Origin of the sequence: Kluyvera sp. CHPC 1.251 (assembly GCF_036759945.1) — a bacterium.
GTDB classification, from domain to species: domain Bacteria; phylum Pseudomonadota; class Gammaproteobacteria; order Enterobacterales; family Enterobacteriaceae; genus Kluyvera; species Kluyvera sichuanensis.
Window position 1 is genome coordinate 80,259 of sequence record NZ_JAPKIC010000014.1, and the last position, 22,164, is coordinate 102,422.

General features: G+C 55.8%; 19 protein-coding genes and 1 riboswitch. Of the genes, 11 read left to right on the forward strand and 8 right to left on the reverse strand.

The genetic code is table 11. The features are described from left to right. Window positions 1–4: 4 nt before the first annotated feature. The gene (gene fsa, locus V6940_RS20865) at window positions 5–667 is read right to left on the reverse strand and encodes a fructose-6-phosphate aldolase (protein WP_333497165.1); all 663 of its coding nucleotides are present in this window, start codon (window positions 665–667) and stop codon (window positions 5–7) included. A gap of 11 nt (window positions 668–678) precedes the next feature. Further along, window positions 679–3,180, reverse strand: a complete 2,502-nt coding sequence (ptsP, locus tag V6940_RS20870; protein ID WP_333497166.1) for a phosphoenolpyruvate--protein phosphotransferase — start codon at window positions 3,178–3,180, stop codon at window positions 679–681. Between the two features lie 312 nt (window positions 3,181–3,492). Here ptsP and V6940_RS20875 point away from each other — a divergent pair, with 312 nt between their 5' ends. From V6940_RS20875 to V6940_RS20885, 3 genes are all read left to right on the forward strand, one after another. Continuing rightward, window positions 3,493–4,572, forward strand: coding sequence for a PTS fructose transporter subunit EIIC (locus V6940_RS20875; RefSeq protein WP_333497167.1), 1,080 nt, complete (start codon window positions 3,493–3,495; stop codon window positions 4,570–4,572). An 18-nt stretch (window positions 4,573–4,590) separates the two neighbouring features. Continuing rightward, window positions 4,591–4,911, forward strand: a complete 321-nt coding sequence (locus tag V6940_RS20880; RefSeq protein WP_185668795.1) for a PTS fructose-like transporter subunit IIB — start codon at window positions 4,591–4,593, stop codon at window positions 4,909–4,911. A 92-nt stretch (window positions 4,912–5,003) separates the two neighbouring features. Further along, the gene (locus tag V6940_RS20885; protein ID WP_333497168.1) at window positions 5,004–5,360 is read left to right on the forward strand and encodes a PTS fructose-like transporter subunit IIB; all 357 of its coding nucleotides are present in this window, start codon (window positions 5,004–5,006) and stop codon (window positions 5,358–5,360) included. Here the strand turns inward: V6940_RS20885 and V6940_RS20890 are convergent. From V6940_RS20890 to argE, 3 genes are all read right to left on the reverse strand, one after another. After that, window positions 5,347–6,186, reverse strand: a complete 840-nt coding sequence (locus tag V6940_RS20890) for a helix-turn-helix transcriptional regulator (RefSeq protein WP_333497169.1) — start codon at window positions 6,184–6,186, stop codon at window positions 5,347–5,349. The two genes, V6940_RS20885 and V6940_RS20890, sit on opposite strands and share 14 nt — an antisense overlap. Before the next feature lie 135 nt (window positions 6,187–6,321). Continuing rightward, entirely contained in the window at window positions 6,322–8,973 is a 2,652-nt protein-coding gene (ppc, locus tag V6940_RS20895; RefSeq protein WP_185668792.1) for a phosphoenolpyruvate carboxylase, read from the reverse strand. A 311-nt stretch (window positions 8,974–9,284) separates the two neighbouring features. Beyond that, window positions 9,285–10,436: an acetylornithine deacetylase gene (gene argE / locus V6940_RS20900; protein WP_333497170.1), complete on the reverse strand. Its 1,152-nt coding sequence runs from the start codon at window positions 10,434–10,436 to the stop codon at window positions 9,285–9,287. A 153-nt stretch (window positions 10,437–10,589) separates the two neighbouring features. Between argE and argC the strand changes: the two genes are divergently transcribed. From argC to oxyR, 4 genes are all read left to right on the forward strand, one after another. Then, on the forward strand, window positions 10,590–11,594 hold the full coding sequence (gene argC, locus V6940_RS20905) for an N-acetyl-gamma-glutamyl-phosphate reductase (protein WP_333497171.1): 1,005 nt from the start codon (window positions 10,590–10,592) through the stop codon (window positions 11,592–11,594). A 12-nt stretch (window positions 11,595–11,606) separates the two neighbouring features. Further along, window positions 11,607–12,380 (forward strand): acetylglutamate kinase, encoded by a 774-nt coding sequence (gene argB, locus V6940_RS20910; protein ID WP_185668789.1) that lies wholly within the window; start codon window positions 11,607–11,609, stop codon window positions 12,378–12,380. Between the two features lie 155 nt (window positions 12,381–12,535). Next, window positions 12,536–13,909: an argininosuccinate lyase gene (gene argH / locus V6940_RS20915; RefSeq protein WP_333497172.1), complete on the forward strand. Its 1,374-nt coding sequence runs from the start codon at window positions 12,536–12,538 to the stop codon at window positions 13,907–13,909. Window positions 13,910–14,217: 308 nt separating this feature from the next. Beyond that, a complete protein-coding gene (oxyR, locus tag V6940_RS20920; protein WP_333497173.1) occupies window positions 14,218–15,135 on the forward strand; it encodes a DNA-binding transcriptional regulator OxyR in 918 nt (305 codons plus the stop codon). On the opposite strand, the gene sthA is transcribed toward oxyR, so the two are convergent. Continuing rightward, on the reverse strand, window positions 15,118–16,518 hold the full coding sequence (gene sthA, locus V6940_RS20925) for a Si-specific NAD(P)(+) transhydrogenase (protein ID WP_333497174.1): 1,401 nt from the start codon (window positions 16,516–16,518) through the stop codon (window positions 15,118–15,120). The two genes, oxyR and sthA, sit on opposite strands and share 18 nt — an antisense overlap. A gap of 197 nt (window positions 16,519–16,715) precedes the next feature. Between sthA and fabR the strand changes: the two genes are divergently transcribed. Continuing rightward, entirely contained in the window at window positions 16,716–17,351 is a 636-nt protein-coding gene (gene fabR, locus V6940_RS20930) for an HTH-type transcriptional repressor FabR (protein ID WP_185668785.1), read from the forward strand. A gap of 15 nt (window positions 17,352–17,366) precedes the next feature. Beyond that, window positions 17,367–17,723: a YijD family membrane protein gene (locus tag V6940_RS20935; RefSeq protein WP_185668784.1), complete on the forward strand. Its 357-nt coding sequence runs from the start codon at window positions 17,367–17,369 to the stop codon at window positions 17,721–17,723. 34 nt (window positions 17,724–17,757) lie between these two features. On the opposite strand, the gene trmA is transcribed toward V6940_RS20935, so the two are convergent. Next, the gene (gene trmA / locus V6940_RS20940) at window positions 17,758–18,858 is read right to left on the reverse strand and encodes a tRNA (uridine(54)-C5)-methyltransferase TrmA (RefSeq protein ID WP_333497175.1); all 1,101 of its coding nucleotides are present in this window, start codon (window positions 18,856–18,858) and stop codon (window positions 17,758–17,760) included. Window positions 18,859–18,972: 114 nt separating this feature from the next. Next, window positions 18,973–19,159: riboswitch (cobalamin riboswitch) on the forward strand. Window positions 19,160–19,224: 65 nt separating this feature from the next. Here trmA and btuB point away from each other — a divergent pair. Together btuB and murI are read left to right on the forward strand one after the other, a co-directional pair. Continuing rightward, complete coding sequence (gene btuB, locus V6940_RS20945) at window positions 19,225–21,081, forward strand: TonB-dependent vitamin B12 receptor BtuB (RefSeq protein ID WP_333497176.1); 1,857 nt, start codon at window positions 19,225–19,227, stop codon at window positions 21,079–21,081. Continuing rightward, the gene (gene murI, locus V6940_RS20950; RefSeq protein ID WP_333497177.1) at window positions 21,026–21,883 is read left to right on the forward strand and encodes a glutamate racemase; all 858 of its coding nucleotides are present in this window, start codon (window positions 21,026–21,028) and stop codon (window positions 21,881–21,883) included. The genes btuB and murI overlap by 56 nt, the downstream gene beginning before the upstream one ends. A 66-nt stretch (window positions 21,884–21,949) precedes the next feature. On the opposite strand, the gene V6940_RS20955 is transcribed toward murI, so the two are convergent. After that, on the reverse strand, window positions 21,950–22,164 hold a 215-nt coding region (locus tag V6940_RS20955), incomplete at its 5' end, for a hypothetical protein (protein ID WP_333497178.1).

Here is a 22,164-nt window from a genome sequence, read left to right on the forward strand (position 1 = left end):
TCTCCTACAGGTTCAGATTCCCAAATGCGTTTTTCCAGTCTTGCTCAAACTTCTCAATAGCTGACTCTACTGCGGGTGTGCCGAGCATTTGTTGCGCTACATCTAAAGGAAGGGTGATGGCTTCACATCCTGCCAATAAACAGTCCAGCGCCTGACGCGGGGTTTTAAAGCTGGCGGCCAGCACTTTGCTCTCCGGGGCGTGCAGCTCCAGCAGCGATTGCAGCTCCTGCACCATGCGGATACCGTCACCGCCCTGGGCGTCGACGCGGTTGACGTAAGGCGCCACGTATTTTGCCCCCGCCAGTGCGGCCAGCAGCCCCTGAGAGGCGCTGTAGACGGCGGTACCAAGCGTTGGAATGCCCTCTTGTTTCAGAAGCTTAATCGCTGCCAGACCTTCGGCGGTGACCGGGACTTTCACGACTATCCCCGGCACGGCATCATTCAGTTTACGCGCTTCGGCCACCATGCCTTCGGCGGAGCGGCTCATGGTCTGGGCAAACAGCGTGCCGTTTTCGCCCACCGCTTTTTTCAGGCGCGGCAGCACGTCCCAGATGGATTCGCGGCTGGCGGCCACGATGCTTGGGTTAGTGGTCACGCCGACAATCGGAAAAATACGGGCCAGACGTTCCACTTCCTGCACGTTGGCGGTATCCAGATACAGTTCCATGCTATTTCCTCTTAAAGTTCCAGTTCGTGTTGCAGCAGGCTGGCGATAGCGTCTGCAGACGCGGCGTTAACCAGAGCGCTACGGAATTCTTCATGCATAATGCGGCGGGCCAGGCGTGAGAAGATGCGCATATGCTGGTCTCCGGCGGCATGTTTGTTCAGCGTTAGCATAATGATGAACTGCGCCTCGTCATCGCCCCAGGCTACCGGTGCGGGGAGGCGGGCGACGCTGATGGTCGACTGCTCAATATGTTCAGACTTGCTGTGCGGAATGGCGAAGCTGAAGCCCAGCCCGGTGGAGAAGACCGCTTCTCGCGCCCACAGGTCGGCTTCCAGCTTGCGCGGGTAGCGGCAGCGCCCGGCGAGCAGCAGGTTGTCGGTCATCCCTTTGATAACCTCTTCTTTGCTGTGCCAGTCGTTATCGAGCGAAATGCAGCGCGGGGTAATCAGCGGCGCATCCTGCTGGCTCATACGGAACTGGGCAAGCAGATGCTCCACTTCCAGCGAGGTGCGGCAGGCCATCGCCTGGTTGAGCAACTGGCGGCAGGCGCGGCTATCGAGCTGCGCCAGACGCGCTTTGGTCGCCGGAATCGAAGGCGCGCTCATGCTGATTTCATCCATTCCCAGCCCAACCAGTAGCGGCAGTACCGAGCCTTTAGCGCCCAGCTCGCCGCACAGGCCAATCCATTTCCCCTGACGGTGCACCGCCTGCACGGCGAAATCCAGGGCGCGCAGGAAGGCCGGATTCAAACTATTGTAGTGGCGAGTCACTTTGGCGTTATCGCGATCGACCGCCAGCAGATACTGGGTCAGGTCGTTGCTGCCGATGCTGAAGAAGTCTATCTCTTCGCAGCACTGGTCGATGATGAACATCACCGACGGCACTTCCAGCATGATGCCCAGCGGAATGCGCTCATCGAACGGCACGTGTTCGCTGCGTAGCTGCTGTTTGGCTTCTGCCACCTTCTCTTTGACCCACAAAATCTCTTCCATAGAGGAGATCATCGGAATCATGATTTTCAGGCTGCCGTGGGCGGAGGCGCGCAGGATGGCGCGCAGCTGGGTGGTGAACAGCGCGGAATACTCTTCATAAATACGCACCGCGCGGTAGCCTAGGAACGGGTTGTTTTCCGCCGGAATATTGAGGTAATCCACCGGCTTATCGCCACCGATATCCATGGTGCGGATAATAATGCTACGCCCTTCGGCGGATTCCAGTGCCTGACAGAAAATGTTGTACAGCTCGCTCTCGCTCGGCTCGCTGGCCCTGTCCATATAGAGCATTTCGGTACGGAACAGGCCGACGGCCTCCGCGCCGTTGCCGAAGGCGGCCTGTGCTTCAACGGAGTGGGCAATGTTGGCGGCAACCTCAAGGCGAATGCCGTCGGCGGTGCGCGCTTCTTTATGCAGCCACACGCTTTGCTGCTCGCGAATGGCGGCCTGCACGCGTGCTTCCTGCTGGTAATAGCGGGTGATGGCCTCTGTCGGGGCGACAATGACCGCACCCGCGTTGCCGTCGAGGTACACCGGCTGGTTCTGCCACGGTGCCAACGCATCAATCTCCACGCCCACAAGGGTCGGAATATTAAAGGAGCGGGCGAGGATCACCGTATGCGAGGTGGTACCGCCGCTTTGCAGCAGCAGGCCTTTGAGCAGGGTTTTGTCCAGTTCGAGGAACTGGCTTGGGGTCAATTCTTCCGCCACACAAATGGACGGCTGGGTAAGCTGGCCCGGTGCCGGGAAGCGTTCTTCACCATAAATATGCTGGAGGAGCTGGAAGCCGACGTCGCGTACGTCCAGCGCGCGCTCTTGTAAATAGCTGCTGCTGGAACGGGCAAACTCGGCGCAGAAGTGGTTGGCGCTTTCAACGATAGCCTGCGCGCAGCTCAGACCGTTATTCACGCCCGCCAGTAAATGCTGGCGCAGCGAGGTATCGGTGGCGAGCGAACGGTGTGCTTCGAGGATGGCGCTGGCGGTGCTGTCGTTGTCCAGCAGGCGCAGTTCCAGCGTTCTGACCAGCCGCGTCAGGCCGCTATCCAGCGCCGACTGTTCCTGTTCCGCATTTTTCGCAGGCGGAAGTTCGCCGAGATTATTGAGATCCAGCGCGGCCAGACGAGTGAGCACGCCGCCCGCGCTGCCATTACAGACCGGCAGCGCGCGGAATAGCGTTGGGTTGAGGCGAGTTAGGGATTCCGGCAGCGCTTCCTGCTCTACGTTGGCAACCTGCGCCAGCGGCGCGTCGCACAGCGGGAATTCCTCTTTCAGCCAGGTGGAGAGACGTTGATGCGCGCTCTGCTCATCCGCACCGTTCAGCAGCAGGCGGCAGCTATCGCCCGACAGCGTGTCGGTGCCGATAATTGCCAGCGCGCTTTTGGCGTTGCCCTTTCGGTCCGTACGCAGGTTATGCCATTCAATATCGCAGCTAAACGTGTTGCACAGCGTCTCAACGTGGCTGGCCGGGCGAGCATGCACGCCGTTTGGTAATTCGCAGACAAATTCAACAACCAACGCCATAACCTTATCTCCCAAATCATTCGATATGGGTAACAGAATAGGGGGCTTGTGAAGGGGCATGCTATCTGACATTTATGTCAAAAACTGGATAAATGTATGGTCTGCTGGAAAATGCGAGCAACCTCACAGGTTCCGCATCATGCGTATTAAGGCAGTTAATGCGCTAACTTTTGAGGTCGCTCGCATTTTTCTTTTGATAATACAAAAATCCAGTAAATGCACTTTTTATCCACTGTCTGTCCCGTCGCCAATTGCCTATTGTTTGCCACAACACCCTAATAGACATGGGCCGAAGAAGCCCAGGAGCGACTGATGAAAGAATTGGTGCAAATACTCAAAAACACCCGTCAGCATTTGATGACTGGCGTGTCGCACATGATCCCGTTTGTGGTTGCGGGCGGTATTTTACTGGCCGTCTCCGTCATGCTGTACGGCAAAGGAGCCGTACCTGATGCCGCAACCGACCCTAACCTGAAAAAACTTTTTGATATCGGCGTCGCGGGCCTGACGCTGATGGTGCCGTTCCTGGCGGCTTACATTGGCTACTCCATTGCCGAGCGTTCGGCGCTGGCGCCTTGCGCCATCGGCGCATGGGTCGGTAACAGTTTTGGCGCGGGCTTCTTCGGTGCGCTGATCGCCGGGATTATCGGCGGTATCGTGGTCTACTACCTGAAGAAGATCCCGGTGCACAAAGTGTTGCGCTCGGTGATGCCTATCTTCGTCATTCCTATTGTCGGTACCTTTATTACCGCAGGCATCATGATGTGGGGGCTGGGTGAGCCGGTGGGTCTGCTGACCTCCAGCCTGACGCAGTGGCTACAAGGTATGCAGGCCGGCAGCATCGTAGTACTGGCGGTGATTATGGGCCTGATGCTGGCGTTTGATATGGGCGGCCCGGTCAACAAAGTGGCCTACGCGTTCATGCTGATCTGCGTTTCTCAAGGGGTTTATACCGTCGTCGCCATTGCCGCCGTCGGCATCTGCGTTCCGCCGCTGGGCCTGGGGCTGGCAACGCTGATTAATCGTAAGAACTTCAATAACGAAGAGCGTGAAGCGGGCAAAGCCGCGCTGGTCATGGGCTGCGTCGGCGTTACCGAAGGGGCGATTCCGTTCGCCGCCGCCGATCCGCTGCGTGTGATCCCTTCCATCATGCTGGGCTCCGTCTGCGGCACGGTGACCGCCGCGCTGATGGGAGCACAGTGCTACGCCGGGTGGGGTGGTCTGATTGTCCTGCCGGTGGTTGAAGGCAAGCTAGGCTACCTGCTGGCGATTGTGGTCGGTGCAGTAGTCACGGCGGTGAGCGTCAACGTCCTGAAGAGCCTGGCGCGTAAGAACAAGAAAGCGGTTGTCGAAAAAGAAGACGACCTGGATTTGGATTTCGAAATTAACTAATTGAGAAGGTAGAAGATTATGACCAGTATTATTGCGGTAACGGCTTGTCCTTCCGGCGTCGCACACACCTACATGGCAGCGGAAGCGCTGGAGAGTGCGGCGAAGTCAAAAGGCTGGAACGTGAAGGTAGAAACGCAGGGGTCTATTGGTCAGGAAAATGAGCTGACGGCGAGCGATGTAGCGGCAGCGGATATGGTGATTCTGACCAAAGACATCGGCATCAAAGCGGAAGAGCGTTTTGCCGGGAAGACCATTGTGCGGGTTAATATTAGCGATGCGGTTAAGCGCGCCGACGCTATTATGAATAAGATCGAGGCACACTTAGCGCAGAGCGCCTAAGTTTTATCCCGATACAATAGAAACTTAGCCACTGGCGGGCGCGAAAGGATTTTTTGCGCCCGCCAGCGTTTGTTTTCTGCAAGGAGGAGACGATGACGGTAACGAGCGGAAGAGTGCTGGTAGCGGTAACGGCCTGCGTCAGTGGGGTAGCTCATACCTACATGGCGGCGGAACGTCTGGAAAAACTCTGTCAGCAGGAAAAGTGGACCATAAAGATTGAAACGCAGGGGGCGCTTGGCATTGAAAATGCGCTGACGGAAGATGACATCCGTCGGGCCGACGCGGTGCTGCTGATTACCGATATCGAGCTCAACGGCGCAGACCGTTTTACCCAAAGCCGTTGCGTGCAGTCTGGGATTAGCGCCTTTTTACGCGAGCCGCAGAAGGTCATGACCGCGGTGCGTAAGCTGCTCTCCGCGCCGCAGCATACGCATATTATTCTGTCGTAGTCAGCTGACTGTGGTACTGACGGCGGTACTCTGACGGCGAACGGTCAGTATTTTTACGGAATAGGCGGCAGAAGTAGTTACTGTCGACAAACCCACAGGCGTGGGCAATCTCTTTGACCTTCAGATCGTAGCCCTTCAACAGCCGTCTGGCGTGCTCCAGCCGGGTGTGGTTGAGGTATTCGTTAAATCCCATTACCCCGCTTTTCTGAAACAGATGCGACAGATAGTTGGGAGAAATGTAGAACGCCTGTGCCACCGATTCGCGGGTCAGCGGTTCGGCAAAGTGGCTATCGATATGCTCACGGATGGCGTCGAACAGCGCCTGGCTGCGTGAGGCAGTCTGGATCTGGCTGCTGAGCAGATCGGCACAGTGGCTGATCAGGCTGGTGGCAATCAGCCGGGCGGTTTGCTGCTCCTGCGGCTGCATCTGAATTTCACCCATGGTTTGCAACAGGAAAGAGCCGACGCGCGGGCCTCGGCGAGCGACGTGCTGCTTAGCCATGTTTTTCAACTGATGCCCATCCCATTGCTGCACGCTAAACCCCAGTTGTTGCTTGCCAAATAGAATGCTCAGCGTGGTGACCGGGGTCTGCCACTGCGGGAAATTCCAGCCGCCAGCGGGAACGTAGAGCGCATCGAGCGCCAGCATGGGTTCACCCAGCGCGGCATCGGTGAGCTGCCCTTCAAGCAGGATCTCCAGCCGCGGAAAATCGACCTGAAACGCCATCTCCGGCACTGGCGCGTGATTCCCGGCAAACCAGATTCTTTGCAGCGGCGTGGCGCCTGAGGCGATGTGGGAAAGCAGCGGGTTGATGTCGAAAAGCATGGGGCTCTCTGTCGTGGTGAACAACGAAGAAACCTTAACTGAGGGGATAAAAAAAGGCCACAAAGAATGTGGCCTTTTGGCGTGCAGGTCGTCCGGATGGCGGTGTTGCCTTATCCGGGCTACATGGGGGAGAGATTAACCGGTGTTACGCATACCCGCAGCAACGCCCGCGATGGTGACCATCAGCGCCTGCTCCACGTTATGGTTCGGTTCCAGACCTTCTTCTTCCGCTTTACGTGAACGGTGCAGCAGTTCGGCCTGTAGCACGTTCAGCGGGTCGGTGTAGACGTTACGTAGTTGGATAGATTCGGCAATCCACGGCAGGTCGGCCATCAGGTGCGCATCGTTGGCGATATCCAGCACCACTTTGATGTCGGCTTCCAGCTGCTCACGCAGCTCGGTGCCCAGACCCCACAACTCTTTTTTCACCAGACGCTGGTCGTAGTATTCCGCCAGCCACAGGTCAGCCTTCGAGTAGACCATCTCCAGCATACCCAGACGGGTGGAGAAGAACGGCCAGTCGCGGCACATGGCTTCCAGCTTGCTCTGTTTACCGTCTTCAACCACTTTTTGCAGCGCCGCGCCGGCGCCCAGCCAGGCTGGCAGCATCAAGCGGTTCTGCGTCCAGGCGAAGATCCATGGAATCGCACGCAGTGACTCGACGCCGCCGGTGGCGCGACGTTTTGCCGGGCGTGAACCCAATGGTAGTTTGCCCAGCTCCTGCTCCGGCGTGGCGGAGCGGAAATACGGTACGAAATCTTTGTTTTCACGTACGTAGCCGCGGTACATCTCGCAGGAGATATCCGACAGTTCGTCCATGATGCCGCGCCACTCTTCTTTTGGCTCCGGCGGTGGCAGCAGGTTCGCTTCCAGAATGGCGCTGGTGTACAGCGACAGGCTGCTGACGGTGATTTCCGGCAGACCGTATTTGAAGCGGATCATCTCGCCCTGTTCTGTCACGCGCAGGCCGCCTTTCAGGCTGCCCGGAGGCTGGGAGAGCAGAGCAGCGTGCGCCGGTGCGCCGCCGCGGCCGATAGAGCCACCGCGACCGTGGAACAGCGTCAGCTCGATGCCTGCTTTTTCACAGGTTTTGATCAGCGCGTCCTGCGCCTGATACTGCGCCCAGGATGCCGCCATTACGCCCGCATCTTTGGCGGAATCGGAATAGCCGATCATGACCATCTGCTTGCCCTGAATAAAGCCGCGATACCAATCGATGCTCAGCAGCTGCGTCATGACGTCGTCGGCGTTGTTCAGGTCGTCCAGGGTTTCGAACAGTGGAGCAACCGGTAGCGCGAAGGTAATGCCCGCTTCTTTCAGCAGCAGGTGAACGGCCAGCACGTCGGACGGCGTTTTCGCCATTGAGATAACGTAGGCGGCGACCGAGCCGATAGGCGCATCGACAATCGCTTTACAGGTATTGAGGACTTCACGGGTTTCGTTGCTTGGCTCCCAGCTACGCGGGAGAAGCGGACGTTTGGAGTTCAGTTCGCGGATCAGGAAGGCCTGCTTGTCGGCTTCAGACCAGCTTTCGTAGTCGCCGATGCCCAGATAGCGGGTCAGTTCGCCCAGCGCTTCGGTGTGACGGGTGCTTTCCTGACGCACGTCGATACGCACCAGCGGCACGCCAAAACACTTCACGCGGCGCAGGGTGTCGAGCAGTTCGCCGTTGGCGATAATGCCCATCCCGCAGGCCTGCAGTGATTTATAGCAGGCGTATAGCGGTTCCCACAGCTGTTCGTTCTGGCTGATCAGGCCCGCCGGCTTCGGCAGACGCTCGCCTTTCAGGCGCGCTTCCAGCCACGCCTGGGTAGCCAGCAGACGGGTACGCAGGTTTTTCATCAGGAAACGGTACGGTTCGGTGGCACCAGCTTCGCCAACCAGTTCGCGCAGCTCATCGGTACACTCAACCATCGACAGTTCAGAAATCAGAATCTGAATGTCTTTCAGGAACAGGTCGGTCGCTTTCCAGCGGCTGAGCAGCAGGACGTGGCGGGTGATTTCCGCGGTCACGTTCGGGTTGCCGTCGCGGTCACCGCCCATCCAGGAGGTGAAGCGTACCGGCACGAAATCAACCGGCAGCTGGTAGCCGAGGTTCTCTTCCAGCTGTTCGTTCAGTTCGCGCAGGTAGTTTGGTACGCCTTCCCACAGGCTATTTTCCACCACCGCAAAGCCCCATTTGGCTTCATCAACCGGGCTTGGGCGATGCTTACGAATCTCATCGGTGTGCCAGGACTGGGCAATCAGCTGGCGCAGACGGCGCATCACCTGGTTGCGTTCGTAGTCGGCGATATCGGTGTTATCGAGCTGCTTCAGGCAGTTGTTGATCTCACCCATTTTGTGAATCAGCGTACGACGTGTGATTTCCGTTGGGTGCGCGGTGAGCACCAGCTCAAGCGACAGGGATTCAACGGCTTTTTTAATTGTGGTTTCGTCGAGATTGGGTTGGTCTTTGAGTTTACGCAGGGTACGAGCAATCACTTCCGGGTTGCTTGCCGCTTCGCCTTTTGGCGAAATGCTGTGGTACTGCTCGGCGGTGTTGGCCAGGTTCAGGAACTGACTGAACGCGCGGGCGACCGGCAGCAGCTCATCGTTGGACAGGTTCTGCAACGTGGTGAGCAGCTCCTGGCGATTGGCTTCATTGCCCGCACGAGAAGATTTGGACAACTTACGGATCGTTTCTACACGGTCAAGAATGTTCTCACCAAGCGCATCCTTGATGGTATCGCCTAGCACTTTACCGAGCATACTGACATTACTACGCAACGCGGAATATTGTTCGTTCATTAACCCAGACACCCCATCTCATTTTATTTTGTTATATCCCAACCCCTGGAACGTAAGGGCGAGATAAAGACACCTCTTTTATAAAGCCACGTAAAAACCCGTACGTCAATTGCTGCGAAATCGCTTCAGCAAACGAATAAATCGCGACAATTTATGAAAGTTAATTCGCATCGTGCCAGATAAGAAATGCTTATGAAAATGTGAAGGAGATCGCGGGATCGCGAGGGTGGAAAGGTGCCGGATGGCGCTGCGCTTATCCGGCCTACTGACGGGATAGGCCCGGTAAGCATGGAGTTACCGGGCAAAATTCATTAGTGCCAGCAGAAGTGATGCACGACCTGGGAAATTAACTCGCGCGTCGGCTTAATAAAGCGCGTTTCCAGATATTCGTCCGGCTGGTGCGCCTGGTTTATTGAGCCTGGACCCAGGACGATAGTCGGGCACAGGGTCTGGATAAACGGCGCTTCGGTGCAGTAGTTCACCACTGCGGTCTTCGTGCCGAGCAGTTTTTCCAGCACCTGAACCAGCTGGTGATCCGGCGGGCATTCGTAGCCTGGAATCGGCGGGTGCAGCTCGCTAATGGTCAGGCGGCCCGGCCACTGGGCGCTGACTGGCTCAAGGGCTTCGTCAAGCAGGCCGTTCAGATCGTTCAACGTCATGCCCGGTAGCGGCCGGATGTCCATATGCAGCTCGCAGCAGGCGCAGATACGGTTGGAAGCATCGCCGCCGTGAAGGCTGCCGAGGTTGAGCGTTGGATACGGCACGGTGAACGCGTCGTAGTGATAGCGTTCTTTCAGCGAGTCGCGCAGCTGCATCACGCGGCCAATCGCGTCGTGCATGATCTCAATGGCGTTGACGCCGCGCGCCGGGTCGCTGGAGTGGCCGGACTGGCCCATCACGCGGATGGCGTTCGACATATGACCTTTATGTGCGCGTACTGGCTGCAGCGAAGTGGGTTCACCGATGATGGCGCAGTCCGGGCGCAGTTCGGTAGATTCGGAGAAGTAGCGAGCCCCCGCCATGCTGGTCTCTTCATCGGCGGTGGCCAGAATATAGAGCGGCTTTTTCAGCGTCGTCACGTCAACATCACGCAGCGCGTCCAGAATAAAGGCGAAGAAGCCTTTCATGTCGGCGGTGCCCAGACCGTAGAGCTTGTTGTCATGCTCGGTGAGGGTAAACGGGTCGCGGGTCCAGCGGCCGTCGTCGAATGGTACGGTATCAGTATGACCGGCCAGCAGCAGGCCACCTGCGCCGTGTCCGGTGCTGGCCAGCAGGTTGAATTTATTGCGCGTGCCGGGAACCGGCTGCACCTCAACGTTGAAGCCTAATGAGGCGAACCAGTCAGCAAGCAGAGTGATTAAAGACGCATTGCTCTGATCGAGCGCTTCTTCGGTTGCGCTGATGGAAGGAGTGCCGATCAACGCACGGTAAATCTCGATAAATGGGGGTAAATTGTTTTTCATTGTTGACACACCTCGGGTCATGATAGTATCAATATTCATGCAGTATTTGTGAATAAAAATACATTATCATTAGGCGTAAGAAAACCCACCAACGGTAGGGTGAATAGAAAACGCTTAATCAGGCAAACTGACATAAGAAGGTGAGCAGCCCCGATGTTGAATACGCTGATTGTGGGCGCGAGCGGTTACGCTGGCGCAGAGCTTGTGACCTATGTAAATCGCCATCCTCATATGAACATAACCGCTTTGACGGTCTCAGCGCAAAGCAATGATGCAGGAAAGTTAATCTCCGATTTGCATCCACAGCTGAAAGGGATTGTCGATCTGCCGCTGCAGCCGATGTCCGATATCCGCGAATTCAGCGCCGGTGTTGATGTGGTGTTCCTGGCGACCGCCCACGAAGTGAGTCACGATTTGGCCCCGCAGTTCCTCGCGGCAGGCTGCGTGGTATTCGACCTTTCCGGTGCGTTCCGCGTCAACGACGGCGCCTTTTATGAAAAATACTATGGCTTTACCCATCAGCACCCTGAGCTGCTGGCGCAAGCGGTGTACGGCCTGGCCGAGTGGAGCGCCGAGGCGCTGAAAGAGGCGAACCTGATTGCGGTGCCGGGCTGTTACCCGACGGCGGCGCAGCTTTCTCTGAAACCCCTGATTGATGCCGATCTCCTGGATCTCAATCAGTGGCCAGTGATCAACGCCACCAGTGGCGTGAGCGGTGCGGGACGTAAAGCGGCTATCTCTAATAGCTTCTGCGAAGTGAGCCTGCAGCCGTACGGTGTGTTCACCCATCGCCATCAGCCGGAAATCGCCAGTCACCTGGGCGCAGAGGTGATTTTCACCCCGCATCTGGGCAACTTCCCGCGCGGCATTCTGGAAACCATTACCTGTCGTCTGAAGCCGGGCGTGACCCACGCTCAGGTGGCAGAAACCTTACAACAGGCCTACGGCGACAAGCCGATGGTGCGTTTATACGAGAAGGGCGTTCCGGCACTGAAAAATGTGGTCGGCCTGCCGTTCTGCGATATCGGTTTTGCCGTGCAGGGCGAGCACCTGATCGTTGTAGCGACCGAAGACAACCTATTGAAAGGCGCTGCCGCACAGGCCGTGCAGTGCGCCAATATCCGTTTCGGCTTCGCTGAGACGCAGTCTCTTATTTAAGGTGTGACGACGATGAATCCATTAATTATCAAACTGGGCGGCGTGTTACTGGATAGCGAAGAGGCGCTGGAGCGTCTGTTTACCGCGCTGGTGAACTACCGTGAGTCGCATCAGCGCCCGCTGGTGATTGTCCACGGTGGTGGCTGCGTAGTGGATGAGCTGATGAAACAGCTCAACCTGCCGGTGAAAAAGAAAAATGGTCTGCGCGTCACGCCTGCCGATCAAATCGACATTATTACCGGCGCGCTGGCGGGTACCGCCAACAAAACGCTGCTGGCATGGGCGAAGAAGCATGATATTGCTTCCGTTGGCCTGTTCCTCGGCGACGGCGACAGTGTGCAGGTGAGCAAACTGGATGAAGAGCTGGGCCACGTGGGTCTGGCGCAGCCGGGTTCGCCTAAACTGATTAATCTGCTGCTGGAAGGCGGTTTCCTGCCGGTGGTGAGCTCTATCGGCGTGACCGCCGAAGGGCAACTGATGAACGTCAATGCTGATCAGGCAGCAACCGCGCTGGCGGCTACGCTTGGCGCAGACCTGATTCTGCTCTCCGACGTGAGCGGCATTCTTGACGGTAAAGGCCAGCGTATCGCGGAAATGACCGCGGCGAAGGCAGAACAGCTGATTGAGCAGGGCATTATTACCGACGGGATGATTGTGAAGGTCAACGCGGCGCTTGATGCGGCACGTACCCTGGGTCGCCCGGTGGATATCGCTTCATGGCGTCACGCGGAGCAATTGCCGGCGCTGTTTAACGGTACGCCAATTGGTACGCGTATTCTGGCTTAAGTGATTTTCCCCTCACCCTAACCCTCTACCCGGAGGGGCGAGGGGACCGGTCGGCGCTGGTTTTCTCCCTCTCCCTCAGGGAGAGGGTCGGGGTGAGGGTTGTTTTCAGGCCGGAAACTACCCGGCATAAATAAACGAATTTAAGGAAGCATGTTATGGCACTTTGGGGTGGGCGTTTTACTCAGGCAGCTGATCAGCGGTTCAAACAGTTCAACGACTCTTTACGCTTTGACTATCGCCTGGCGGAGCAGGATATCGTTGGCTCTGTTGCCTGGTCCAAAGCGCTGGTGACAGTGGGTGTGCTGACGGCGGAAGAGCAATCTCAACTGGAAGCCGCGCTGGGCGTGCTGCTGGAAGAAGTGCGGGCAAACCCGCAGCAGATTCTGGAAAGCGATGCCGAAGATATCCATAGCTGGGTAGAAGGTAAGCTTATCGACAAAGTCGGCCAACTGGGTAAAAAACTGCACACCGGCCGTAGCCGTAACGACCAGGTCGCGACCGACCTCAAGCTGTGGTGCAAAGATACCGTTGCTGAGCTGCTGACGGCTATCCGCCAGCTGCAAAGCGCGCTGGTCGACACCGCGCAGGCCAACCAGGATGCGGTGATGCCGGGATATACCCACCTGCAGCGTGCGCAGCCGGTGACCTTCGCGCACTGGTGCCTGGCCTACGTTGAGATGCTGGCGCGTGACGAAAGCCGCCTGCAGGATACTCTCAAGCGTCTGGACGTGAGCCCGCTGGGCTGCGGCGCGCTGGCGGGTACCGCCTATGAAATCGACCGTGAACAGCTGGCGGGCTGGTTGGGCTTTGCGTCTGCCACCCGTAACAGCCTGGACAGCGTTTCTGACCGTGACCACGTGCTGGAACTACTGTCTGATGCGTCCATCGGCATGGTGCACCTGTCGCGCTTTGCTGAAGATCTGATCTTCTTTAATACCGGTGAAGCGGGCTTTGTTGAGCTGTCTGACCGCGTGACCTCAGGTTCCTCCCTGATGCCGCAGAAGAAAAACCCGGATGCGCTCGAGCTTATCCGCGGTAAGTGTGGCCGCGTACAGGGTGCGCTGACCGGCATGATGATGACCTTGAAAGGTTTGCCGCTGGCCTACAACAAAGATATGCAGGAAGACAAAGAGGGCGTATTCGACGCGCTTGATACCTGGATGGACTGCTTGCATATGGCGGCGCTGGTGCTGGACGGTATTCAGGTGAAGCGTCCACGTTGCCAGGAAGCGGCACAGCAGGGTTATGCAAACGCCACCGAACTGGCGGATTATCTGGTGGCGAAAGGCGTTCCGTTCCGTGAAGCGCACCATATCGTGGGCGAAGCGGTGGTCGAGGCCATTGCTCAGGGCAAACCACTGGAGGATCTGGCGCTGGCTGACCTGCAAAAATTCAGCGCGGTGATTGGTGACGATGTTTACCCAATTCTGTCGCTGCAATCCTGCCTTGATAAGCGAGCGGCAAAAGGTGGCGTGTCACCGAAGCAGGTAGCGCAGGCGATTAGCGACGCGAAGGCGCGCTTGGGTTAATCCTCTGCGGGCTGATGCCCTCACCCCAACCCCTCTCCCACAGGGCGAGGGGAGAATGTAGCCCGGCCGAGCGCAGCGACGTCGGGTTTTTTACGGCCAAAAAAAAGCGGGCACGGGGCCCGCAAACGTTCATGTTGGCTTTATTTGTCGAGTTTGAGAGAAACTCCGAATCAGTGTGACGACTTCAAGGGTTAAACAAGGGTCACCTGTTTCTGTGCTGTATTATTGAACAGAACGCTTGATAGGGATAATCATTCATTGCTATTCTATCTATCGCCATGAACTATCGTGGCGATGGAGGATGAATAATGAATATTCGTGATCTTGAATACCTGGTGGCGTTAGCTGAACACCGGCACTTCCGCCGGGCGGCAGATTCCTGCCATGTCAGCCAGCCAACCCTGAGTGGGCAGATTCGTAAGCTGGAAGATGAACTGGGCGTCATGCTGCTGGAGCGCACCAGCCGCAAAGTGCTGTTCACCCAGGCGGGGCTGCTGCTGGTGGACCAGGCGCGTACCGTATTACGCGAGGTCAAAGTGCTGAAGGAGATGGCAAGCCAGCAGGGGGAGACGATGTCCGGCCCGTTGCATATCGGCCTGATCCCAACCGTTGGCCCGTACCTGCTGCCTCATATTATTCCCATGCTGCACCAGACCTTCCCGAAGCTCGAAATGTACCTGCATGAAGCGCAGACCCATCAACTGCTGGCGCAGCTCGATAGCGGTAAGCTGGACTGTGCGATTCTGGCGCTGGTGAAAGAGAGTGAAGCCTTTATTGAGGTGCCGCTGTTCGATGAGCCGATGATGCTGGCGATCTATGCCGATCACCCGTGGGCAGAGCGCGATCGCGTACCGATGTCGGATCTTGCCGGTGAGAAGCTGCTGATGCTGGAAGACGGGCACTGCCTGCGCGACCAGGCGATGGGTTTCTGCTTTGAGGCGGGTGCGGATGAAGATACGCATTTCCGCGCGACCAGCCTGGAAACGCTGCGCAATATGGTGGCGGCGGGAAGCGGTATTACGCTGCTGCCTGCACTCGCCGTGCCGCAGGAACGCCAACGCGATGGCGTCGTGTACCTGCCGTGCATTAAGCCGGAACCACGCCGCACCGTTGGCCTGGTCTATCGCCCGGGATCGCCTCTACGCGGCCGCTATGAGCAGCTGGCAGAGGCCGTCCGCGAAACGATGGACGGCCATTTTGACAGCGCGTTAAAACAGGCGGTTTAAGCCGTTTAGCGCCGCTACCCGATAGGCTTCCGCCATGGTTGGGTAGTTAAAGGTGGTGTTAACGAAGTACTCAATGGTGTTACCACCACCTTTCTGCTCCATAATTGCCTGGCCGATATGAATAATTTCGGCCGCGCGCTCACCAAAGCAGTGAATACCGAGGATCTCCTTGGTCTCCCGATGGAACAGGATCTTCAGGCTTCCCACGCTCATGCCGACGATTTGCGCTCGCGCCAGGTGTTTAAACTGCGCACGACCTACCTCATACGGCACTTTCATCGCGGTCAACTGCTGTTCGGTTTTGCCGACGGAGCTGATTTCCGGAATGGTATAGATACCGGTCGGGATGTCTTCAATCAGATGCGCGGTGGCTTCACCTTTCATCAGCGCCTGCGCGGCAATACGGCCCTGATCGTAGGCAGCAGAAGCCAGGCTCGGATAACCGATAACGTCACCGACGGCATAGACGTGCGGCAGCGCGGTCTGGTACATGCTGTTCACTTTCAGCTGACCGCGGCCATCGGCCTGTAGCCCGATGTTTTCCAGCGACAGCGAATCGGTGTTACCGGTACGGCCGTTGGCGAACAGCAGGCAGTCGGCTTTGAGCTTCTTGCCAGACTTCAAGTGCATGATCACGCCATCGTCCACGCCTTCAATCTTCTCGTACTCTTCGTTGTGGCGAATAACGACGCCGCTGTTCCAGAAGTGGTAAGAGAGCGAATCTGACATTTCTTGATCGAGGAAGGCCAGCAGACGGTCGCGGGTGTTGATGAGATCAACCTTAACCTCCATTCCACGGAAGATAGACGCATATTCGCAGCCGATAACCCCTGCGCCGTAGATAATCACGTGGCGCGGTTCGTGGTGCAGGCTGAGAATCGAGTCGCTGTCGTAAACGCGCGGGTGGGTAAAGTCGACGTCGGCCGGGCGATATGGGCGTGAGCCGCAGGCAATCACGAACTTATCGGCGGTGAACGTTTCGACGGAACCGTCCGGACACTCCAGCGCGATGGTGTGCTCATCGACGAAGCGGGCGTCACCCTGCAACATTTCACAGTGATTACGCTCATAAAAGCCCTGACGCATGTGAGTTTGCTGATTGATAACGCTATCGGCATGATTCAGGATGTCGGCAAATGAGGAGCGGAGAAGTCGGCTGTGATCGCTGTAGAGAGGGTTCTGGTTGAATTCGATAATACGGCTAACGGCGTGGCGAAGGGCTTTGGACGGGATGGTACCCCAGTGGGTACAGCCGCCGCCGACATTATGATAACGCTCAATAACGGCGACACGGGCTCCTTGCTTCACCAGACCCATAGCAGCACCTTCGCCGCCGGGGCCGGAACCAATTACTATTGCATCATAATCGTAGGAATGTGGCATGGTAAGGCTTACCTGTTCTTATACATAAAAGCAACAGAATCATAACATCATCGAAGTAATAACCCAATTATCGTTGGGCTTTTTTCATACGAAATAGCATAAATAGCATGTAAACAATCATTAACAAAGCTGCGTAAGTCGATTCGTTTTAATCTCTGGTATAGTGCCAGCACGGCTTGTGGAAGGATTCAGTCATCGTGATGGGTGTTAGAGCGCAACAAAAAGAAAAAACCCGGCGTTCGCTGGTGGAAGCGGCATTTAGTCAATTGAGTGCCGAACGTAGCTTTGCCAGCCTGAGCCTGCGCGAAGTGGCGCGCGAGGCGGGAATTGCGCCAACCTCCTTTTATCGTCATTTCCGCGATGTCGATGAGCTTGGGCTGACCATGGTTGATGAGAGCGGCCTGATGCTGCGTCAACTGATGCGCCAGGCGCGTCAGCGTATCGCCAAGGGTGGCAGCGTTATCCGCACCTCCGTCTCAACCTTTATGGAATTTATCGGCAATAACCCGAACGCCTTCCGCCTGCTGCTGCGTGAACGTTCTGGCACCTCGGCGGCATTTCGTGCCGCGGTCGCCCGCGAAATTCAGCATTTTATCGCGGAACTTGCCGACTATCTGGAAATCGAAAACCATATGCCTCGTGCGTTTACGGAAGCGCAGGCTGAGGCGATGGTGACTATAGTATTTAGCGCGGGTGCAGAGGCTCTGGATGTAAGCCCTGAGCAGCGCCGACAGCTGGAAGAACGGCTGGTGCTGCAGTTACGGATGATCTCCAAGGGCGCATACTACTGGTATCGCCGTGAACAAGAGAAGATGACACATCAGTCCGAATAAGGTGGTAGACGAGCAATGAAACAGTCAGGTCAAGATAAAGGTACGCTGCTGCTGGCGCTGTTGGCTGGCTTATCGATTAACGGGACGTTTGCGGCACTGTTCAGCTCCATCGTACCTTTCTCTATATTCCCTATTATTGCGCTGGTGCTGACGGTTTACTGCCTGCATCAACGTTACCAGAATCGTACGATGCCGGTCGGATTACCGGGCCTGGCGGCCGCCTGCTTTATTCTTGGCGTGCTGTTATACAGCACTGTGGTACGTGCGGAGTACCCGGATATCGGTTCTAACTTCTTCCCGGCGGTACTGTCGGTGGCGATGGTCTTCTGGATTGGCGTGAAGTTGCGTAGCCGCAAGCAGGAACAGCAATAAGTTGTAGGCCGGATTATCCGGCCTACTTTCAGTCTTACTTCTTCGTTAACAGCACACCGCATTCCATATGATGGGTATACGGGAACTGATCGAACAGCGCCAGGCGTGTCACATTGTGCGTCTGGCTTAACGTTTCCAGGTTCTGGCACAGCGTCTCTGGGTTACAGGAGATGTACAGAATGTTCGGATACGCCTGCACCATCTTCTCGGTTTCGCTGTCCAGCCCGCTGCGCGGTGGATCGACGAAAATCGTCTCGCATTGGTAGCTTTTCAGGTCAATGCCCTGCAGACGGTTAAATTCCCGCACGCCGTTCATCGCCTGAGTAAACTCTTCTGCCGCCATGCGGATGATCTGCACGTTGTCTATCTGGTTAGCGGCGATGTTGTACTGCGCGGCAGCCACGGATGGTTTGGCAATTTCAGTCGCCAGAACGCGGTTAAAGTTGCGCGCCAGCGCCAGTGAGAAGTTGCCGTTACCGCAGTACAGCTCCAGCAGGTCGCCGTGTGAATTCTGCGTAGCATCCAGCGCCCACTCCAGCATCTGAATGTTCATCGCGGCGTTCGGCTGGGTAAAGCTGTTTTCCACCTGACGGTAAATCATCTCTTTGCCTGCAACCAGCAGACGTTCATCAATGTAGTCCTGGTCGAGCTCAATTTTGGTTTTGGTCGCGCGGCCAATCAGGTGCACGTTCAGCCCTTGTGCGCGCAGCGCGTCACGCAGAGCTTCGGCCTGCTCACGCCATTCGTCATCGAGCTTTTTATGGTATAGCAGCGAGACGACAGCTTGATTGCTCAGGGTGGTGAGGTAGTCAATCTGGAACAGCTTGTGGCGCAGCGCGCGGTTATCACGAACGGCATCGAGCACGGCGGTCATCAGCGTGTTGATAAGCTGGCTTGCCGCAGGGAAGGCATCTACGCGGATGCGGCTCTTAGTCTGCTGGTCGAACATGATGTGATACAGGTCATCGCCATCATGCCAGATGCGGAATTCGGCGCGCATCCGGTAGTGGCTGACCGGCGAGCGAAACACCTCCGGCGCAGGTGCGCTAAACGGCGTCATCATCGTTTGCAGGCGAGTGACTTTCTCGGCGAGCTGAGCGTCGTACTGTTCGGTTGGGAGATGTTCGGGGGTCATGATGCATCCTGAATAATAAAAGTACGCGGGGATTGTAGGGCTTGTTCAGGGGATGTCCAGCGCCGATGACGGTGAAAATCATAAATAGCAGTCTGGACATCTATATGTAACTAAATGTAGCATCTTCGTACCGGTCCTGTGAGTTAAAAGGGAATCCAGTGTAAATCTGGGGCTGACGCGCAGCGGTAAGGAAGGTAAGAGATGAGCGCATTCAATGCAGACACTGCGGCGTGCCGTGGGAAGTTATCGCCTCTTTATTTAGCCTCCAAGCCCGAAGACCTGCCGGATGACGTCGCATGGGGTTTTATCGTCGCGAGCAACTGATAAAACCTGCGGCATCCCTTTTCTATTTGGATGCTTTTAAAAATGATCAAAAAAGCTTCGCTGATGACGGCGTTATCCGTCACGGCATTTTCCGGCTGGGCGCAGGACAGCAATTCCGACTCGATGGTGGTGACGGCCAACCGCTTCCAGCAACCTGTAAACTCCGTACTGGCCCCTACTGAGATTGTGACACGCGAAGATATCGATCGTTGGCAATCGAGAGATCTGACGGATGTGATGCGTCGCCTGCCCGGTGTGGATGTCGCGCAAAATGGGGGGATGGGACAATCCAGTTATATTTATATTCGTGGTGCAGAAGCACGCCATACTTTGGTTTTAATTGATGGTATTCCTTTGGCTAAATCGGGAATTACAGGTATTGCCGATTTTAGTCAAATCCCCCTCTCTTTGATTCAACGTATTGAAGTGATTCGTGGCCCTCGCTCGGCAGTCTATGGCGCGGATGCAATTGGCGGTGTTATCAATATCATTACCCAGAATACGCAACCCGGCGGTAAAGTTCAGGTTGGGGTGGGTTCTAATCATTACCAGCAATACGATGCGAGTCTGCATCAGGAACTTGGCGACGATACACTGGCGACGATTGCTGGCTCTTTCACTGATACAAAAGGCTACAACGTTCAACCCGATTCATCATATCCGGGAGATAGTGACCGTGATGGCTTCCGTAATAAGACATTCTGGGCTGGGGTGACCCACAAATTTACCGATGAATTATCCGCTTTTGTTCGTGGTTATGGTTATAGCAACAATACGGACTATGACGCGGGCTATAAAGATGGGGGTGATGAGCACCAGGTTTACAATCACACCTATGAAGCAGGGCTTGCATGGAATAATGATCTTTACTCCACACAACTTACTGGTAGTTATCAGAAATATAAAGACTATAACTATTCCAGTACGCAGGGCTTGTATCAAGCAGGGACCACACTTGATGATATGACGCAGAAAAACGTCCAGTGGGGCAACAGCTTCATAGTAGGGAAAGGAACGGTTAGTGCGGGTATTGACTGGCAACAGCAAAAACTGACATCACTAGATACGTATAACTCCAATGATTATAAGCGCGATAACACCGGTTATTACCTGACTGCGCAACAAAAGGTGGATACGTTAACTCTTGAAGGCGCACTGCGTGGAGATGATAACGAGCAATTTGGTTGGAATGGTACCTGGCAAACAGCAGTAGGCTGGGAGTTTGTACCTGATTACCAGGTAACAATTTCCTATGGCACAGGATTCCAGGCCCCTACGCTGGGGCAAATGTATGGTCAAAGCCGTTTATATATTGCTCCTAACCCTAATTTGGAAGCAGAGACATCTGGTCAATTTGAAGTCGGATTACAAGGGTTGACAGGGCCGGTTAACTGGCGGCTTGCGGCATACCAGAATAAAATCAAAAACCTGATTGACTATTACTCTCCTGATAACGGTATGACAGGGGTGTACTACAATACCCAGTCAGCAACGATTAAAGGTGTCGAGTTAACAGGAGACTTTGATACTGGGCCAGTGACGCACCGTATTAGCGTAGGCTATCTTGACCCGCGTCGGGATTCTGATAATGAAGTTTTGGCTCATCGTTCCCGTCAGCAATACAAATACCAACTGGATTGGACGATGCTCGGTTTTGATATGGATTTGTCCTATCAATATTATGGCAAGAGTTACAACAATAACTCGAATCAGTTTTCCAGCACACAGCGTCGTATGCCGTCATATAGCCTATTGGATATCTCTGCCTCATATCCAATCACCTCACACCTGACAGTTCGTGGTAAAATAGCCAACCTGTTCGATAAAGATTACGAGACAGTTTATGGCTACCAAACTGCAGGACGGGAATACACCTTGTCTGGCAGCTACACCTTCTGAACCACGTCCTACCGTACTGGTGTTTGACTCCGGTGTCGGTGGGCTGTCGGTCTATGATGAGATCCGGCATCTCTTGCCGGATCTCCATTACATCTATGCCTTCGATAACGTCGCGTTCCCCTATGGGGAGAAGAGCGAAGAGTTTATCGTTGAGCGCGTTGTTGAAATTGTCACTGCGGTACAGGCACGCTACCCGCTTTCCCTGGCGGTGATTGCCTGTAACACGGCCAGTACGGTCTCTCTGCCCGCGTTGCGCGACAAGTTTGCCTTCCCGGTTGTGGGCGTTGTGCCGGCTATCAAACCGGCAGCGCGTCTGTCGGCTAACCGTATTGTGGGTTTATTGGCAACGCGGGGTACGGTCAAACGTCCTTATACTCATGAGCTGATTGCGCGCTTTGCCAATGAATGCCGCATCGAGATGCTGGGTTCTGCCGAGCTGGTGGAGTTGGCTGAAGCGAAGCTGCACGGTGAACCGGTTCCTCTGGAAGAGCTGCGCCGTATTCTGCGACCATGGCTGCGTATGCAGGAACCGCCGGATACCGTCGTGCTCGGCTGTACTCACTTCCCTCTATTACAGGATGAGTTGCTGCAGGTGCTTCCCGAAGGTACCCGATTGGTCGATTCCGGTGCGGCCATTGCGCGTCGTACTGCCTGGCTGCTGGAGCATGAAGCGCCGGATGCGAAATCTAGCGATGCGAATCTGGCTTACTGCATGGCGTTGACGACAGAAACTGAGCAACTTTTACCCGTTTTACAGCGTTACGGCTTTGAAACGCTCGAAAAACTGCCTGTTTCAGCCTGATTTGAGCAAAAAAGAGACGGTTGAAAAGTTTTTTTAAAACAGGGCTTGTCAACGTCTCAGAACTCCCTATAATGCGCCTCCACTGACACGGAACAACGGCAAGCAAGCCGCCGGGTCAGCGAGGTTCTCCTGAGAATCTCGAGAGACGAAAGCGAAAATAAATGCTTGACTCTCAAGCGGGAAAGCGTAATATGCACATCCCGCGCCGCTGACAAAAAGCGAAGCGGCACTGCTCTTTAACAATTTATCAGACAATCTGTGTGGGCACTCGAAGATACGGA